The 19,358-nt window shown below is 69.2% G+C and carries 9 protein-coding genes; all 9 read left to right on the forward strand.

The annotated features are described in order from the left end of the window. Positions 1–41: 41 nt before the first annotated feature. The gene (gene eccD, locus C8250_RS38130) at positions 42–1,445 is read left to right on the forward strand and encodes a type VII secretion integral membrane protein EccD (RefSeq protein WP_138355664.1); all 1,404 of its coding nucleotides are present in this window, start codon (positions 42–44) and stop codon (positions 1,443–1,445) included. 128 nt (positions 1,446–1,573) lie between these two features. Next, positions 1,574–3,070, forward strand: a complete 1,497-nt coding sequence (gene eccB, locus C8250_RS38135; protein ID WP_138355666.1) for a type VII secretion protein EccB — start codon at positions 1,574–1,576, stop codon at positions 3,068–3,070. Positions 3,071–3,315: 245 nt separating this feature from the next. Continuing rightward, positions 3,316–3,666 (forward strand): WXG100 family type VII secretion target, encoded by a 351-nt coding sequence (locus C8250_RS38140; protein WP_232485105.1) that lies wholly within the window; start codon positions 3,316–3,318, stop codon positions 3,664–3,666. A gap of 114 nt (positions 3,667–3,780) precedes the next feature. Next, a complete protein-coding gene (locus C8250_RS38145; protein ID WP_138355667.1) occupies positions 3,781–4,101 on the forward strand; it encodes a WXG100 family type VII secretion target in 321 nt (106 codons plus the stop codon). 124 nt (positions 4,102–4,225) lie between these two features. Beyond that, positions 4,226–4,717: a type VII secretion system-associated protein gene (locus C8250_RS38150; RefSeq protein WP_187145147.1), complete on the forward strand. Its 492-nt coding sequence runs from the start codon at positions 4,226–4,228 to the stop codon at positions 4,715–4,717. A gap of 58 nt (positions 4,718–4,775) precedes the next feature. Further along, positions 4,776–7,619, forward strand: a complete 2,844-nt coding sequence (locus C8250_RS38155; RefSeq protein WP_138355670.1) for an AAWKG family protein — start codon at positions 4,776–4,778, stop codon at positions 7,617–7,619. A gap of 70 nt (positions 7,620–7,689) precedes the next feature. Then, positions 7,690–8,202: a YbaB/EbfC family nucleoid-associated protein gene (locus C8250_RS38160; protein ID WP_138355671.1), complete on the forward strand. Its 513-nt coding sequence runs from the start codon at positions 7,690–7,692 to the stop codon at positions 8,200–8,202. Continuing rightward, the gene (locus C8250_RS38165; protein WP_138355673.1) at positions 8,199–8,519 is read left to right on the forward strand and encodes a hypothetical protein; all 321 of its coding nucleotides are present in this window, start codon (positions 8,199–8,201) and stop codon (positions 8,517–8,519) included. The genes C8250_RS38160 and C8250_RS38165 overlap by 4 nt, the downstream gene beginning before the upstream one ends. Positions 8,520–8,525: 6 nt before the next feature. Next, positions 8,526–19,259: a toxin glutamine deamidase domain-containing protein gene (locus C8250_RS38170; protein ID WP_138355675.1), complete on the forward strand. Its 10,734-nt coding sequence runs from the start codon at positions 8,526–8,528 to the stop codon at positions 19,257–19,259. Positions 19,260–19,358 lie beyond the last annotated feature (99 nt).

Here is a 19,358-nt window from a genome sequence, read left to right on the forward strand (position 1 = left end):
CTCATCCTCGGAACAACCCCTCATCGAAGTGTGGCGCTCCCATGACTGAATCCACGGTGGCCGGCCTGTGCCGGCTGACGGTCCGCACCCCAGAAAGGGTCGTTGACCTGGCAGTACCCGTCGCGGTCCCGATCGCCGACCTGCTGCCTGCCCTCGTCTCCTACGGTGGCGACGACTTGGCGGAGAGTGGCCTCGAACACAGCGGCTGGGTACTCCAGAAGCTGGGCGGCGAGCCGCTGGACGAGGAGAGCACCACACAGTCGCTGGGACTTCGCGACGGCGAAGTGCTCTACTTGCGGCCTCGCGCCGAGCAGTTGCCCGAGGTACATTTCGACGACCTCGTCGACGGTGTCGCCACGACGATGCGGGCCCGTGGGAACGCCTGGGACGCGCGGTGCAGCCGGGTGGTGCTCCGCGCTGTGGTGATGGCGGTGCTGGCGGCGGGTCTGCTGGCGCTCGCGCTGCCCGGCGGCGACCGGCAACTGCGTGCCGCGGTGGCGGCGGTGGCCGGAATCGTCGTGCTGGCCGGCGCCGCAACGGCGAGCCGGGCGGTGGGAGACTCCGCCGCGGGTGCGGCGATCGGCCTGATGGCGGCGCCGTATCTGGCCCTGGCCGGTGCCTTGTTGCCGTCCGGCGGCGCGGCGAAGGCGCCGGTGGGAGAGCTGCTGGGCGCCCAGCTGCTGGCCGGTTCCGCCGCCGGAGCGGGTGGCGCCGTACTGGCGGTGGCGGCAGTGGCCGCGTATGTGCCCCTGCTGACGGCACCGGCTCTGGTGGCCCTGGCGGGGGTGGCGTGGGGTTCGCTGATGCTGCTGATGGAGGTTCCCGCGTCCCATGCGGCGAGCATGACGGCCGTACTGGCCCTGGTGTTCGGCGCGTTGGTGCCGGCGCTGTCCGCGCGGCTCTCCGGACTGCGACTGCCGGCGCTGCCGACCAATGCCGAGGAGTTGCAGCAGGGCATCGATCCGCACAGCAACGAACTGGTCGTGGTGCGTGCCGCGCTCGCCGAGGAGTGGATGACGGCCCTGTTCGCGGCGGCCGGTCTGGTCTGCGGCGGCTGCCTTGCGGGTCTGCTGCTGGACCACCCGAAGCTCCCGGCCCTGATCACGGCCGGAGTGCTGGCCCTGGTCCTGCTCCTGCACGCACGCGGGATCGGCGGTGCGTGGTCCCGGCTGGCGGTGCTGCTGCCAGGACTGGCCGGCGGGCTGCTGATGGCCTGCGTCGCGTCGGCCGCGATCTCCCCGGGCACGCGACCGGTCCTGGTGGGCGTCCTGTTGGCGGTGGCGGCCGCCGCGGCGATCGCCTCGTGGTCCGTGCCCGGCCGGCGGTTGGTGCCGTACTGGGGCCGGATCGCCGACCTGCTGCACTCGATCGCCGCCGTCGCGCTGCTGCCGCTGGCGCTGTGGGTGCTCGGCGCGTTCGGCGCACTCCGCGGCCTCGGCAGCTGATCCGGTGACGGTGCGTTCCTCGGCAGCGCTTCCGACGGCGCTTCCGACGACTACGGCTCCGGCGACTACGGCTTCGACGACTACGGCTTCGACGACTACGGCTTCGACGACTACGGGGGAGGGACATCATGCAGTCCAGGCGTGATCAGGTACAGGCGCACATGTTCGTCGTCGGCAGGCTCACTTCGGGCATGCTGCGGGCGGACCCGGACGCCCCGGAGAGCCCGGTGGGCCGCACTATGCGCGGGCTGGGCGTCGGCATCGCGGTGTCGCTGCTGCTCTCGGTGGGCTTCGGGCTGTACGGCATGCTCTCGCCCGGCGGCGGCCAGTCGTTCGGAGACGGCCGGTCGCTGATCGTGGAGAAGGAGACCGGCAACCGGTACCTGCTGCTCGAAGGCACCCTGCGGCCCGTCACGGACTACGCCTCGGTGCGGCTGATTCTCGGCGAGCAGCCCAAGGTGCGGACCGTCACGGTCCGTTCGCTGAGCGGGCTGCCGCACGGACTGCCGATGGGCATCGCCGGCGCGCCGGGAGCACTGCCCGCGCCCGGTGATCTCAATCAGGGCATGTGGTTCGTGTGCGCCACCACGGTCGCGGACCCGTCGGGAACCCCGCTCGCGCGGACCTCACTGAGGATCGGGACTCCGCGCTCCGGTCCCGACCCGGTGGCTGCCGGCCGGGACCCGGGCGACCAGGCACTGCTGGTGTCCGCTCCGGACGGTGCCCGGTACGTCCTGTGGCGCAATCAGCGACTGCGGCTCGACACGGCCCACGGCGCGGCACAGGCACTCGGCTACGCGTCCGCTCCTGCCCGCCCGGTCAGCGGAGCGTTCCTCGACAGTGTGCCGGCCGGCCCCGATCTGACGGCGCCGGAGATCTCCGGCGGTGGCACTTCCGGGCGCTCGCTGGGTGGAGCGGCGACGAGAGTCGGGCAGGTCTTCCTGGTCCGTCCGCCCGGTGGCCAGGAGCAGTACTACCTGATGACCACGGGTGGACTGCGGCCGGTGTCCGCGACGGTGGCGGCCCTGGTGCTCGGTGACCCGCGGACCACACAACACGCCTACGCGGGAAGGCCGGCCACGGCCCTGCCGCTGGGCGCCGACCAGTTGGCGGGCGCCGTGCCGCCCGCGACCGGGGGGACGACGGTTCCGAGTGCCTCGGACGGGCTGCCGGCGGTGCCTCCCCGGCTGCTGGCACCCGCGGACGGAGACGGACTGTGCGTCACGGTGCTGCCGGACGGGGCCAATCCCCGTGTCGGGCTCACCGTCGTGCCGGATGCGCGGGCCGCGGTCACCACGGTCGCTGTGCCCACCGGACTGGGTACCGCGCCGGCCTGCCTGCCGGTGGACCAGGTGTCGGTGTCCGCCGGGGGAGGAGCACTCGTCCAGGCGCTGGGCGCGGGCGGCGGCAGCATCGGATCCACCGCGTACCTGGTCACGGACACCGGAGTGAAGTACCGGTTGGCGTCGAAGGCCACGGCCAAGGCACTGGGCTACGACGGGACCGCCGCTCAGGGGGTGCCGTCCCGGTTGCTGGCCATGCTCCCCACCGGACCGACGCTGGATCCGGCTGTCGCCGCGCGAACGGTGACGGCTCCGCCTCTCTCCACCGGGTGCCGGGGCTGACCCGGTACAGGACCCGAGCCGCGGCACCAACGCCCGGTGGAAGGGAAGTTGACGAACGGCAGATATCAGACGTTGTCGAAGTTCGGCCGGATATATTGCGCCACGGTGGAACCGGACGGTTCCTGCGGCACTCTCCCCGGTCACATGTTTGATCATCGCGACTCCGCATGTCAGATGTGCAGCGCCAGACCTCAGACCTCAGCACCGCCCGTCAGAGCGGTGCCGACTCAGGGAAGGACTCCTCCATGGCGGAAGAGAACATCATGAACGGGCAGAAGTCGTCCGTCGCGTCGACCCGCAGCGGTATCGCGGCGCTGGAGCAGGCCTTCAGCGGCATCATGCGGATCCGCAACGACGTCAACTCCACGCAGCACACGCTCGGTTCGGGCTACCAGGGCTCCGACGGCGGCGGCTTCCAGAAGCTGCTCACCGCCTGGGACGAGCAGGTGGACGTGATCCTGCGGAACCTCGACAGCATGGTCGACACGCTCAACCAGACCATGGCCAAGCACAACGAGCAGCAGGGGTCCACGAACCAGGACATCGACTCGGCGTTCAGCCGGTCCGAGGCCGCCTTCAAGGCCATCACGGGCTGATCGCCCGACTCCGGTCGGCCAGGGCTGACCCCGGCCGAATCAGGTTCCTGACGAATCGTTCCCCCAGCACGGTGCCCGCGAACCGCGGGCACGCTCACCGAGGAGAGACCCCGTATGGCCGGCAACACGAGCGACGGCTTCATCCACGTCGACTACAGCTCCATGAACAACTCCGCCGACGACATGGTCCAGCAGACCAAGGCCATCGCGGCGACCATCGCCAGTCTCGACCAGGAACTCAGCACCCTGAAGGCCAGCTGGTCCGGTACCGACGCCGAGACCTACACCGGCAAGCAGCAGGCGTGGGACAACGCGGTCAAGGCACTGGAGCAGATGCTCACCTCGCACGCCGGTCTGCTCGGCCAGATCTCGGACAGCTACAAGTACACCGAGAACAGCCTGCAGCAGATGTGGAGTTCCGTGAAGATCGGCTGACGCCGGTCCCCCATAGCCGCGGCGCCGGCCGCCGCCCGCCCCCGTGGCGACAGCCGGCGCCGCACCCGACTCCCCCCTTCCCCCACCCTGTCAGCGGGGTCCGGACAACCAGCAGGAGCAAGTCGTGGCAGAGGCCGTAAACCTGACGCACTTCGACGGGGCGTCCCTGAAAACCTTCCTCCAGGACCACCTGATGCCGTTCGCCAATGATCTGAAGGCGATCCAGGACGACACCAGCGACGGCATCGCGTCCATGCCTCACGTGGCCGAGCGGCTGGCCGACACCAAGGCGGTTCATCTCTCCCCGCCCCTGAACATCGGGTACATGGGAAACGACGGCGGGGGCATCGTCGGCCATGCGCTGATCGCGAACACCGTGGCGGTGGCGAAGTCCGTCGGCGATGTCATGACGTCGCACGAGAAGCTCTTCAGGGACATCAACAAGGACCTCCTGGCGACGATCGACAAATACCTGAAAGCCCAGGGCGACAACCTCGATTCCATCGACGGCCAGAAATTCCTGGAAGGCATGAAGGACGTGGACCTGGACCTCGTGCCCAAGGGCCAGCCGCCGACGGTCCCGCCGACCGTACCGCCGCCGGTGACCAAGCCGTAGAACACCACCGGCCCGGTCCTTCCGCCCTGTTCCGCATTGCTTCTGGAGACGCACCGTCATGGCAGAGAAAACACCCGCCGACCCCCACACCTGGGAGGGGGCGGTCGCGTTGGTCACCGGCTTCGTCGGACCCACCCGGGAGGAGGTCGGGAAGATACCCGGAAGCAGCGAGATCCCGTGGCTCAAGGTGAACATTTCCAAGAGTTCGCCGTCGACCTCCCACACCTTGACGCTGAAGTACTGCGACGAACCGGACGGGGCGTGGAGTGTGACTCTCCTCGAACCCACCTACAAATACATCACGGTCGACTTTCCGTTCAGCGGGGCGACCCGCGGCCAGGACTTCAGCAACGGTGGCATAGCGGGGGTCTACGACTGGGGGTACGGAAACGCACTGGCCAAGCTCAAGAGCGCTCCGTACACCACCAAGGGATTCTCCGTCGGCCTCGACTACATCGTGGACGACACCGCGGCCGTCGATCTGACGAGCTTCGAGAAGACGGCCAGGGCTTTCGACCGGGCGGGAGAGTTCTTCAGGAAGCACGCGGACACTCTCGCGGCCTGGTCCAAGAGCCTGGGTGAGCCGGAATCGGCCTGGCGGGGAAATGCCGCAGGAATGTTCGCCCATCTGATCGACGAACTCGACACGGCTTATCAGAGCTACCAGAAGCAGTTGGAGCCGACCGGCTGGACCACCACCAACCATTCGGTCACCGACCCCTCGTACTCAAGCCTCACGCTGCAGGGGGACGGGCTGATCCGGGCGCAGATCGCCCTGCACACCTGTGTGGAGACCCTCCAGACCGCATGGGACAAGTGGATCAAAGCCGACAAGGCGACAGTGGCTTCCACGCTGCCGGACGGGACGGCGGGCACATCGGGTGCCCACTACCTGCCCACCAACACCACCACTGTTCTGTTGAACGAAATTGTCGACTGGGTCAATGCGAACAACACCGGGAAGATCCAGTACGGCACGTTCGTCACTACGGGCGAGAGCACGTTCAAGTCCACGACGACATGGGGAAAGCTCAGTGACATGGCCACCTGGAAGGCCATTGCGGACGAGGCGGTCAATCGCTGGAAACTGAACATCAAGGCGCAGCTCGACGCCCAGGTGGTCATCGCTCTGTCCGCGCTCAACGATGCCTGGAACGACATCAGCGACGGCAGCTCCGTCACGGGCGGCGGATTCAATCCGGGCGTGATCCACACGCTGACCCAGGACCTCGCCGACGACGTGACGAAGGGGACTCTCGACGACAAGAAGGACCCGGACGGCAACGACACCAAGGACAAGGACGGGTCCGGCGGGGCGGGCGACAAGGACGATCCAGGCGGTAAGGGCGGCCACATTCCGCCGAATCAGGTGACCTCGCACATCAAGCCGCCCGGCGGTCCCGGTCGGACCATCAAGAACCCGGACGGCAGTACCTCCACCCGTAACCCCGACGGCAGCACCACGACACACAACCCGGACGGCAGCGTGACCGTCCGCAAGCCGGACGGCAGTCAGATCACGACGGAGCGGAACGGGCAGACCCATGCAGGGGGTCCCAACGTGCTGCTCCCGCCCCCGCCGCCGCAGTCGCACATCCCTCCCGGCTCCGACCCGCGCAACCCCCTCAATCCGGGCGGCGGCGGTCCGCGGACGGTACGGAACCCGGACGGCAGCCAGACCACGTACAACCCGGCGGACGGCTCCCGCAGCACGAAGTTCCCCGACGGCACCACCACCACGATCGCCAAGGACGGCACCACCACGACCGTCAACCCGGACGGTGCCACCACGGTGCTGCACAAGGACGGCAGTGAGACCGTCACCTACCCGGACGGCACCCGCACCACCATCACCAAGGACGGCACGTCCAGCACGCACTACCAGGACGGCAGCAGCACCACCCATACCAAGGACGGGAAGCTCGTCACCACCGACGCGTCCGGCCACAGCACGGTCACCCGCCCGCCACCCGGAACCGTGGTCCACAACCCGGACGGCGGCACCACGACCTACAACGCCGACGGCAGCACGACCTCGACGCATATCAACGGGACGAAGACCACCATCGACCCGAAGGGCATCGTCACCACGACGGACCCGGACGGCACCAGGACCGTCTCCGATCTGCAGCACGGCACCTCGACGATCCGCTATGCCGACGGCAGCACGGCCGAGGTGGGCCAGGACGGCAGGGTCACCACGCACCACAAGGACGGCAGCAGCACTGTCCTCGCCCAGGACGGCACGCTGACGACCAAGGACCCGTCGGGCCACAGCACCACGACTCACCTCGGGGCCACCGACGACGGTTCGGCCGGCAACCCGGGCGGTCCCACCGTGCGCCACGGCAACGACGGGTCGACCACGACGACCTACTCCGACGGGACGGTCACCAAGAAGCTGGCGGACGGCACGGTGACCACCACCTATCGGGACGGCAGCACCTACACCACGGCTCCCGACGGCCGGGTGACCACCACACCGTCGAACGCCACGAGACTGCTGCAGGACTCCATGCACCGCGGCGGACCGTTGAACACGCCGATCCCGCTGGGCTCTTCGCATCCGCCGCCCGGCCTGGGAGGCGGCAGCGGACTGTCATCGCGGCCGGCCGGCGCGCCGGGCGAGACCGCCGGCGGGCCGGCGGTCCGCACCACGTCGACGCGTGCGTCCGGCTCGGCACTGGCGGCGGCCGAGGAGGCCGCCGCCCTCAAGGCCGGAGCCCGTCCGGCGACCACCTCCGGATCCGGAATGCCGATGATGCCGCCGGGCGGTGGCGGTGGCGGCGCCCCCGGTGCCGGAACCCAGAGCGACGAACGGGAACGCGTCACCTGGCTGGCGGCGGACGAGGACGTCTGGGGCACCGACGAAGGCGGCGCACCGGCCGTCATCGGACGCTGACCCACGCACCTCCCGTACCCTGCACCGCACAAACCGCACCCCACCGCACCCGCAGTCAGGAGGAACCACCGTGGGCAGTTCCATGGAGGAGAGCATCAACAAGTCGCTCGCCGAGTTCGAGGAGCGCCGCGCCCAGATCATGGAGCTGCAACGCGAGTTCCAGAGCGCAGCGGTCACCTCCACCAGCAAGGACCGGACGGTGGAGGTCACCGTGGACGCACAGGGCGGTATCACGGGACTGCGCTTCCTGAACACGAAGTACCGCACCATGCCGTCCGCCGAACTGGCGGCCGTGCTCATGCAGACGATCGGTGACGCCCGCGCGCAGGTGGCCCAGCAGGTGCTGGAGGCCTTCCAGCCGTTGAGCGGGAAGCAGCTCGGTGGTGGCGGTGCTGGAGGCGGCGGCCTGGACTGGGAGCAGTTGTTCGCACCGCTGCGGGCGGAGGGGATGACCACCCCGCCCGTCCGGCCCCCTTCGGGCAGTGGTCCCGCACGCACCGCACTCTCCGACGAGATCACCGAGGACGACGAACCCGCCGCCCCGGCAGCCCCTTTCCCCACCGACCGGAAGGACGAACGATGAGCGCCCTGAACGCCTCGACCCACGGCATGAAGGCGGGGGCCGTCACGACGAGCGATGTGTCCGCCTATGTCCACGAGATGATCAAAGACTTCACGCAGGGTGTCCAGGGCTGGTCCTCCTACGCGGGCACCGATGAGATCGGCGCCGCGTTCCGCGAGAAGTACGACCAGTCGGGACGCGCACTCGCGGACGCGGTCACCGGCTACGGCACCGCCGTCGAATCCAGTGCCCAGACCGTTCTCGACGGGGCCGCCCGGCTGCAGCACACCCAGAACAACGCGAACGGTGCCATGCCGCACCACAGCGGGAAGAAGTAGCACCCAGTGGCGATCCAGATCCCGTCGGAGTTCAAGTCCTTCATGGAAGTGCTGAGCGGCATGAAGATGCCCGACGGCAACGAGGACAAGATGTTCGCGCTCGCCGGCGTGCACCGGGATCTGGAGAAGCGGCTCAACGATCTGCCACAGATGCTCAACGACTGCGTGTCCTACACCGCCGGCTCGTTCAGCGGCCCGGCCGCGCAGCAGTACCGGGAGGCGATGGCGCCCTTCCTGAACAGCACCGGCATCGACTACATCAAGTCGATGTCGGGACAGGCCGCCATGATCGCCGAGTTCACCTCGGACACGGCGACCCAGATCCAGTACGCCAAGTACATGATCATCGCTCAGTGCATCGAACTGATGCTGGAGCTGGCCATCGCGCTCGCGCTCGCCTTCTTCACCGGCGGCGCCTCGATCCTCGAGTATCTGGCGAGCCGCGCCGTCGTCGAGTTCTTCATGAAGAACATGCTGGCCAGGATCCTCGGCCAGATCCTGCTGCACGAAGTCATCAGCATCGGCATGGGTGCGGCGATGGACAGCATGGTCCAGTGGATCCAGTTGCTGCAGGGCACCCGGGACCACTTCGACACCAAGTCGCTGATCGAAGCGGTGAAGTTCGGTGCCATCCAGGGTCTGATCACGCTGCCGATGGGCGCGGTGGGCGGGCTGCTCGGGAAGGGTCTCGGCAACCTCTTCGGCAAGAACATCTCCAGGGAGATCAGCAACACGGTCGGCAACACCCTCGGGAACAAGGCGTTCGGCAAGGAGTTGGGGGACATCCTCGGCCCCGCGCTGACCCGCGGAAACGGCCCGCTCAGCGAAGCGGCGGCCAACGCGCTCACCAGGAACGTCGGGAAGGCCTTCGCCGACCGGCTGGGCACCGCGGGCGAGCGGGAGATCGCACGCGCAGCAGGTGAGAAGTGGGCCAGAGAACTGCTGGGCAACTTCGGGAAGTCGACGCTGCCCGCCGCTCTGCGTACCTCGCTGGCCGGGCTGGAAGGCGTCATCGGCAAGGACCTGATGAAGGCGCTGAGCAAGGGCGTGCCCGACACGCTCGCCCGCGATCTGGCCCGCTCGTTCGGCAATCACCTCGGCCAGGGCCTGACCGAGGGCGTGACCCAGGTACTGGCCGAGGGCACCTACAACCTCATCTTCGGCGAGAACCACACCTTCGAATCGTCCGCGCTGACCTTCGGCTCCGGTGTGGTCGGGGGCCGGCTCGGGCATCTGGCGGAGACCGCCGGCAGTCATATCGGCGTCGGGCTCCACGAGAAGGTGTTCGGCGGATCACCGCAGGCAGCGGGCATCGGTACCCCTCCCACAGGGCTCACGGCGGGCTCCGGGAACGGCGGGACAGCGGCCGCCGCGACGACCGGCGGCGACACGACCACGACACAGGCCCCGACCACGACCGGCGATTCCACCACCGGAACGGGGACCGACGAGACGCTCCCCGTGCTTCCCCTCAGTGAAGTGACGGACAGCGACTGGGAGGAGTACTGGGGTGCGCCGGACGCTCATTCCGGCGCGGATGACTCCACGATGGACAAGGGCGACGGGGAGAGCAGCCCTCCTGTTCCCGTCATGGCGGCACCGATCGCCGTTCCCACGGCCTCCGGACCGGCCAGCTCGACTACTCCTACGACCCCGACGACCGCAACCCCGGGGAACGCGGGCCGGACCGTATCCGGACAGCAGGAGAAGCCCGGCGGCACCCCCGTCGCCGCGGAGACTCCCGGCAGCACCGGCACCGGCACCGGCAGCGGTACGTCCGAGGGCGGCGAGAGCTCGCCGACGCCGATCACCACGACGGACTCCTCGCCGGACCTGAACCCGGACGTGACGCCGGATGGAACCCCGGACGGGAATCCGGACGGGACGCCGGATTCCCCCCGGGTTCAGCCGGACACCGAGTCGGGGGAGCTGCAGTACCTCGCCGTCGGAGACGATCACCACACCGCGCCGCCGGAAACCGAGGCGCCCGTCTCCGTGGCCACGACGTCGGCGAACGACCCCACAAGGCCGCCCACCACGCCACCGACCGAGCCCCCCGCCGCCGTACAGCCACCGCCGACCAGGATGCTGGGAGCCCTGCCGGGCACCCAGACCGCACACGCGCCGGATGTGACCACGTCACAGGATCACTCCCAGACCCCCGTCGTCACGGCGACGCCGGACGTCGCCGTCGTTCAGCCCCCCGTTCAGCCCCCGGTGCAGGCCCCGCCGCTCCTGCGGATCGCCGGCCGCTACTACGTGCCCACCGAGGGCCCGAGGGCGGGCGAATACACGTGGCAGAGCTATGAGGACTCGGCGACGGTGAAACTGCTGGGGCCGAACGGCGAGGAGGGCCTCACACCCGACAAGGTCACCGACTGGTTCGCGGAACACGGCATCGCGCTGCCGCCGGGTGGTATCCGGGACGCCCTGGACCACTTCCTCTACGACACCGCGCGGGACGCTCCCGTCGTCTACACACCTGATCAGGCGCGGCAGTTCAGGACGGAACTCGCCGCCCAGTCCTCGGCGAAGCACGCCGAGGCGCAGGAGCGGGTCCTGCAGGCGGTGTCAGGGCTCGCCAGGAGGATCACCGAGACGTATCCACCGGAAGAGCACGTCTACATCGGGCTCGGACGCAGTCCGGGCGCGGTGATCGCGGCACTTCAGGTGCACGCGACCACGGAGACCCAGGCCCACTCGATACCCCTGTCGGCGTTCCGCCCGGGGCCGGAGAGCCCCGGCTCGATCCAGTACCAGGCGTTCCTGCAGGGGCCCCAGCGCATACCGTCGGCTCCCTTGACGCTCGAACAGCGGGACATGCTGTTCGCTCACTTCGACGAGTTCGTCCCCGAGATCCCGCTCGGCAAGAGCGTGGTGCTTATCGACTACACCCAGGGCGGCCTCTCCCTGTTCGCGGCCGAACGGTTGCTGGGTGAGTACTTCGTCGACAAGGACCGGACCGACGTCGTCGTCAACTCCCTCGCCCTGCACCAGGACATCAACACGGACAGCATCCACCGCACCTACGCCGGGATCGGCAAGCCCCGGGGCATGTTCCAGGACCCCGGCGACTGGTTCGCGAACACGTCGGCCCGCGAGGAGTGGGCACGACGGGTCGAACTGCTCTCCCTCCGGGCGGACGGAGAACTCGGCCCGGACGGAAAGGTGCTGGGGGAGTCCTTCAAGCACGAGGCGTTCGACGGGCTCTCCGAATTCGGCTCGTACAAACTGCTGGAAGTGGACCCGGCGACCTTCGATGCGGAGCGGCCCCGGCGCGTGGACGGTGAGCAGGCGACGGGCTACCACCAGACGCTCAAGCGCCAGCTCGGGGAGAACCAGGACGCCCCCGCCCCGATCCACACCACCAGCGAGGAGCCGACGGCACCGACCGCTCTCCACAGCCCTGACCAGGTGGGCGCCACACACCCGGACTCCCCGCACCCCGCGCCGGATTTCGGCGACCGGCAGGTGGTGTTCAAGGGTTCCGTGCAGGAGCAGATCCGGCAGGTGACGGAACGGTATCCGTGGCTGCCGGACGTGAACCCGCACCGGGACACGATCGAGGAGGCGCGGACCAACTGTCTGCTGACCGCGATCGCCACCGACATGTCACTGGCGGAGAACGTCGGCCACCAGGCGCCGCCCGCGGAGCTGAGTCCGGCCGACCATCTGGCCAACTACCGGCAGGACCGCCCTCCGCTGCCCGTGCACTCGTACGAGGACGTGGTGGCGGCGATGCACCAGGCCGGTCCCGGCGCGCGCGGCATGGTCGTCATCGGGACCGCCGGCGACCCCGTCGCGCACGTCCTCAACGTCGTTCACGACGAGAACGGCATCGTCTTCCTCGACGGCCAGACCGGCCTTCTCGCCGATCTCCCGCATGCCCCCGACCGGCTGGAGTTCTTTCCCACCCACGGCGATTTCAGCGAACCGACCACCCCGCACCATGAGGGCGTACCGGACGGCGGAAGCGGGCCACTGGGCGCCATCGTCAGCAAGAACCGCTGGCCGGCGGAGGTGCCGTCCGAGAAGCAGTGGAAGAGCTCGTCGAGTGTGGCGCTGGCGACCCGGCCGGACGCGCTGACCGCCCTCGACCACGCCGTCACCGCCTTCCACACCGCCCCGTCGGCCACACCGTCCGAGCGCCGGAGCCGGCTCGACGCCCTGCAGACGGCCGTCGAGAGTTGGGAGGACAAGCACCGGACGTTCACCGGCGAGGAGATCACCGAGAAGCGGGTGGGCGCGGTCCGGGACCTGCGCGGCTCGGTGGACGCGGCGCGGGTGCGGCTGGCTCTTGACCTGCGGGGTCCGCAGGCCGGCGACCCCCTGCCGTTCGTGGAGTACCGCCGGGTGGCCGTTTACTCCGCCGGTGCCATGACCGAGCGGGACGGGACGTTCCTGGGGGAGCCGAGGACGGACTACGAGGCGGCGAGGCAGGAGCTTCCCGGCTCGGCCCGCGAGGCCGACATCCGGGTCCGGATGCTGGAGACCAGGATCCGGGAGGCCCACGCCGACTTCGTGCGCAAGCAGGAGGCGCATCCGCCGGGTGAGGACCTGCTGGGTCTGTTCACCGCGCCCGAGTGGTTCTTCAAGCGACCGGAGATCCCCTTCACCCTCGGGGAGAAGGAAATGATCATCACGTCGATGCTCAACCTGAGCGCGGAACTCCCCGGGCTGCTGATCGTGCCCGGATCGACGGTGTGGTCCGAGCCGGGCACGCCCGGGAGCGTTGCCGCCGACGGGCAGGTCTTCCGCGGCGACACCACGTTCAAAGCCGGTACGTCCGCTGTGCTGAACGGACGGCTGGTCCATGAGACGACGAAGAAGTCCGAGGGCATGGACGTCACGGGCTATACGCCGGACCGGGACACCCGCCGGACCATGGGCCCGGACCGGGCGGCCGTCGCGCAGAAGCGAGGTGAGGACTTCGCCCATGACTTCAACCGCGCGGGATCCGGCGTCACCGACACGGCGGCCTTCACCGTCGGAAACCGGACGATCACCGTCGAGATCTGCCTCGACCACGCCAAGAGCCGGGCGTTCGACGAATTGAGCGCAGCCCCGAAGGCCGATCTCCAGATCGTTGTCTCGCACGGCGCCGCACTCACCCGTTCCGCCCTGCGGGCGGGCGGTATCGCCGTCCACAACGATGCTTCGGACCACTCCGGGAACACGGCCGGCGCCGTCCGCTCGGTGCACCGGGTCGACGACGAGGCCATGGTGCACTTCCCGCGGCCGCCGGGGAATGCCAGGCCGGCGACGGAGGTGCGTGAGTTCCACACGTACGCCGACGTGCGCAACCTCGACATGGGCATCCACGACCTGCCCGGCGCTGCCCAGCACCTCCTGGGTGCCGTGTCCGGCGGCCACCACGTGCCGACGGTGGGAGCGGAACCGGATCTGGGCACGCAGCGCGTCGTGCACGGGGGCTCGTCCGACGAGCTGACCCGCGCCGGGCTGGTGGAGCGGGACTATCCGTGGCTGCCGGGCGTGAACCCGTTCCGGGACACGATCGAGCAGGCCCGGACGAACTGTCTGCTGACCGCGATCGCCACCGATCTGTCGCTGTCCGAGGGCGTCGGCCACCAGGCCCCGCCCAGCGAGCTCAGCCCTGCCCACGACCTGGCCAACTACCGGGACCGCCCGCCGGTCACCGTCACCTCGTACGCGGAGGTCGTGGCGGCGATGCACCAGGCAGGGCCCGGGGCCCGGGGCATGGTGGTGGTCGGGACCGCCGGCGATCCCGTCGCACATGTCTTCAACGTGGTCCACGACGAGAACGGTGTCGTGCTCCTCGACGGCCAGACCGGGCGTCTCGCCGACCTCCCGCCCGCGCCCGACCGGCTGGAATTCCTCCCCACACACGGCGACTTCCCCGAGCGGGACCCGTCGCCGCACCACGTGGCGGACGCGGGCGGCGACGAAGGACGGGAGGGGCCGCTCGGTGCGACGGACCGGGACAACCCGTCGGTCAGCACGCCGCCCAGGATGCCGTCCACCGCCGAGTGGAAGGCGTCCTCGGAGGTTTCGGGCTCCTTGAGGTCGCGGCGACTGCGGGACATCGATGCCGCTCTCGACGCCTACCACGCACCGTCCGGATCGGAGCGGACACTCACTCCGCAGGACCGGCTGAGCAGGCTCGGCACTGTACAGAAGGCCATCGAGGCCTGGGAGAGCACGAAACGGGACTTCACCGGAGCAGCCGTCGTCAGCGACCGTTCCGGCGCGGTCGCCGGGCTGCGGGGGTCGGTGGACGAGGTCCGCAGGAACCTCACACTCGAACTGCGGTCGTCCCTCGCCCCCGATCCGGGTCCTGCCCGGCGGTTCGAGCGGATCGCCGTCTACGGGGCCGGCGCCATGACGGACCGGAACGGTGCCTTTCTCCGTGAGTCGGAGGCCGCGCACGACCGCGTCATGACACGACTGCCCAGCACGGCCACCGAGGTCGACATCCGCATCGAGATGCTGAGCGACCGGGTCCGCGAGGCGCACCGTGATTTTCTGGTGCGGCAGCGGTCGGAGGCCGACCCGGACGCCCTTCTGGGGCTGTTCACCGCCCCCGAGTGGTACTTCAAGCGCCCGAAGATCCCGTTCACCCTGGGCGAGAAGGAAATGATCATTACGTCCATGGTCGCCCTGAGCCGGGAGCACCCGGATCTTCTGATCATTCCCGGGTCGACGGTGTGGGCGGAGCCGCACCCTTCCGGGAACGGCATCGTCATCAAGGCCGGATCGTCCGCGGTGCTGAACGGCCGGCTGGTCCATGAAACGACCAAGATGCGGGAGGGACTCGACGTCGACGGCTATACCCCCGGCCGGGAGGACCGCGCCGACTGGAAGGAGGACCGGAAGCGGCAGGCGCAGGCCCTGGCCAACGATCTCTACAACGGGTTCAACGCCGCGGGCAGTCAGGTCACCGACAGAGCCACGTTCACCGTCGGCAATCGCACCATCGCTCTGGAGATCTGCCAGGACCACAACAACCGGCGCGCGGTCAACGAGCGGACTCCCGCCGATGTCCAGATCCTCGTGGCGCACGGCTCCGATCTCCGCAACTCCGCTCTCCGGGACGGTGGCATCGGCGTCTTCAACGACGCCACCGACCACAGCACCATCATCGAGGACCCCAAGCCCGTGGGGGCGATGCGTCAGGTGAAGGTCGCCGACGGCGCCGAACGCCCGAACGCCTCCAGACTCCTGACGAACCGCACGCGATTCATCGAGTACGGCGATGTGGACTCCCTCTACATGGGCGTCTACGACCTGCCGGCGAACCCGGACCCCGTCCCGGGCGCCGTCGCGGAACCGGTTCCGGACACCGTTTCCTCCGACGGCCTGCTCGGCAGTGTCTGGAACATGAGCACACTCTCCTCGGAACTGCCGACGGAGACCGGCGGTCCCGGTTCCACGACGGTTTCCACCCGTCCCGGTTCCCTCGCCGACGAGACGTTCCTCGCCATCATCGGCGGCCAGGACACGGCAGCCCCGGAACACCCACAGGGCACGAAGCGACTCCGCGACGCGGACCCGGACGCGCACACCGATCCGTCGCAGGAGACGCCACCGGCCAAGCGCCCGTACACCGACGCCCCCCAGGGCGACCGGGGACTCATCGACCGCGGACTCGTGCCGCCCACCCCGGAACAGCACCGTGCCCTGAACGACCACGTCGCCTCGCTGAACCTCGCCGACGGCCAACTGCCGCACGTCACCTCCGAGTTGCTGCGCTTCGTCGCACCCACCGAGGACCGGGCGAACTGTCTGGAAGCGAACCTGTCCCTCTGGGACACCCTCGACGGCCGCCCCCGTGCGGCCGGCACGCTGCCCGGCAGCAGCCCCGAGCGGCTCGCCGTCTGGTCCCTGAGCAAGCTCCAGGGTCCCGCCTGGCACTTCGGCGAGGGCCCCCAGGGCATGGAGCAGGTCCGCACGCTCGTCCGTGACGGCGGCCCCGGCACCCGTGCTCTGGTGCTCGTCGCCGGAAACGGTGAGGTCGGGCACGCCGTCACGGTGCTGCACACCGCCGACGGGCGGATCCAGCTGATCGACCCCCAGCAGCGGACCGTTCACGACATCACGCAGGGCGACACCACCCCGCCGCTGCCCGACGACTCGTCGCGGCACAGCGTGTGGGCGCACGTCCGTGACGGTGACGGCATGCTGCTCAGGGGTGAGGGACAGTACGACGAGTCGCTGTACCACGACCATGCGGAAGGCACGTCGGGCCGTGACTTCGGCATGCTGCCCGGCGGGGAGGGCGAGGGCCTGCAACGGCTCTTCCCCCGGCGGCCGGCCGTCGAGCTTCCCGGCTGGAAGGCAGCCGCCGAGTCGTTCGAGACCCGGGTCGCGAAGCACGCCTACCGGCTGAGCAGGGGTGCCGGCCCCGCTCTGGACACCAACTCGCCGGTCACCAAGGCCCTCGCACGGCTCAAGAACGGGCTTGACGAGTTCTTCGGTACCGCGTCGGCGGCCGTATCCCTGCGGCCGTTCCTCAAGAACGACCGTGGCAGTGCGGGCCAGATCCAGCGCACCGGTCTCGCCGACGGCCATGTCGTGGAAATGCTGACGGGCGGAAATCCGCGGGAGAAGTTCACCGCCTTCTACAACGCCGCCTATTACGCCTCCAACGCGGGAACTCCCGCGGAGGACCGCGGGTTCAAGAAGGCCCTGATCGAACTGATGAGGACCGAGGACTGGGCCGCCGCGGGAAGAATGGGACTCGACGTCGACGCGTTGAAGTCCTACCGGGCGCAGCTGTACGGACCGCGGCGGGAGAACCTCCACGGTTTCCTGGAGCGGGCGCTCCCCGGGCAGGCCTACATGTTCGCCAACGATCCCTTCGCGCTGGGCAATCTGATCCTGTCGAAGGACGGTGCGACCTCGAGCCTGGTCGAGATGGTGCTCAGCCAGATATACCGCACGGCCCGCCCGGTGGACGACCACGAGTTCGGTTCCGGGAAGCTCACACCGGCTCAACTGGAGCGGCACGAGGCCGAACTCAGCGCGCGGGAACTGCGCTTCCTCCAGGACCATCAGGAGCTGGTCCGCATTCTCGGGGTCGACCTCGCCGCCGCCGAACTCGCCACCGTCCCCCGACTGCCCAACGGACTGCCCGACATCGAACAGATCATGCGCGATACGCCGGGGGCGGTGAACGTGAGGTACCGGGCGTCGGTGGAGCTGCCCGGAGCCTTCGAGAGCCATTTCACCCTCCACGAAGTGACGGTCCTGGTGGAGGCGCGGATGCGGCCGCGGGAAGGTGACCTCCCGCCGTTCATCAACGGACTTCCGGTCTCGGGGCCGGAACTGCCGCTGAGGTCGATCGGAGGCGAGGCCTACTACACGCTGGCCGAGTCCCGCTGGACCCGGGACATGGAGCAGCGCGGCATCCCCGTGATCGCGGGACTGTCCGGCACCACGACGAGAATGCTCAGCGCGTTCCAGTGGCTCAACGTCAGCGGCGCGACCCAGGCGGAATTCCTGGTCGGCCTCATCGGCTGGATGCGCCTGCACAACGACCACTCGCTGTACGAGATCCTGCGCGGCGCGCAGATGGCCGGTTTCGAGGGGGAGGGCGGCCGGAAGTTCGACCTGACCGACGCGGCGTCGATGTACCGCAGCCTCAGCGCGCTCGGACCGGCCTTCGACATGCGGACCTTCCGCGAGATACCCGTGGCCGACCGGCTGGGACCGGACAACCCCGACCCGATCCCCTGGCGGTACGGCCTGCTGCCGCACGAACTCCTCTACCGCGATGCGGCGCACAGCCCCGAAGGGTTCCTGGCGCTCGAGCGTGATCCGCTCGATCCCCAGGCGGACGATCCGCTGGAGCTGGCGACGGATCTGACACGGGAGCTGTTCGAGGAGAGCGTGACCCCCGGAAGTTCGGGAAACACCGAACTCGCCGACTGGTTCACCGCCCACCACCTCGATGCGGCGGACCTCGTGGTGACCTTCAACAAGGCGCACATCATCGCGCTGCTCGCGTACACCGGAAGCAACCACACGCTGATCAACCTGGCGATCGAGAGGCAACTTGGCGCGGACAGCAGGGTTCCGCTCCTGGACTCGATCTCGGTCGCCGCTCGCCTCAAGCTCCGGGGTTTCGTGGCCAAGGAACTGGCGGGGACGGATCCGGAGCTCCCCAGCATGTTCTTCCACGACCGGGCCGTGGCCGAGAACATCAGGGACTTCCACGCGGCTCCCGCGACCGACCTCGTGACGAGAGGCAGGCTCGAAGCGGAGCTCTACGCGAGGGTCGACGAACTCCTGCCCCGCATCGTCAAGGAGGCCAAGCTGCACGCCGACATGGCCGTGGAGGCGCTCCGTATCCTTCCCGGCGCCACCGCCGGACCCTTGTGGCGCGGTGACTGGGCGGCCGGCGCCGACACGACGTCACTCGGGGTCCTGGGTTCGCTGATGTTCACCTATTCCGGCGACACCGTGACGACCAGCAGCATCGCGAGCAGCAGCACCGACCATGACGTCGCGCTGGGCTTCGCGACCGACAACCCTTTGCTGCCCATGACGCACCGCGTGCTCCTGGAGATCACGCCGAACGGAGCCAACGGGCGGGACATCCACCCCTTCTCCGCGATCGACGGGGAGGGGGAGGTCACCTTCCTCCCCGGTGCCCGGCTCCGGATCACCGGGCGGGAGTGGCGAACGAGGTACGTCCCAGGGCCGAACGGCGCGCTGGAGCCACGGAAGTACGAGCTGATCACCTTGACGGAAGTGTGATCCGCCGCGCGCACGGTCGTACGCACACCATCGCAGGCACCGGACATCGGAGTACACGCATGACAACTGGCCGCCACGGCTGCCGCCCGCGCGTCGGAC

It is taken from the genome of Streptomyces sp. So13.3 (assembly GCF_005860785.2).
Lineage (GTDB): Bacteria > Actinomycetota > Actinomycetes > Streptomycetales > Streptomycetaceae > Actinacidiphila > Actinacidiphila fildesensis.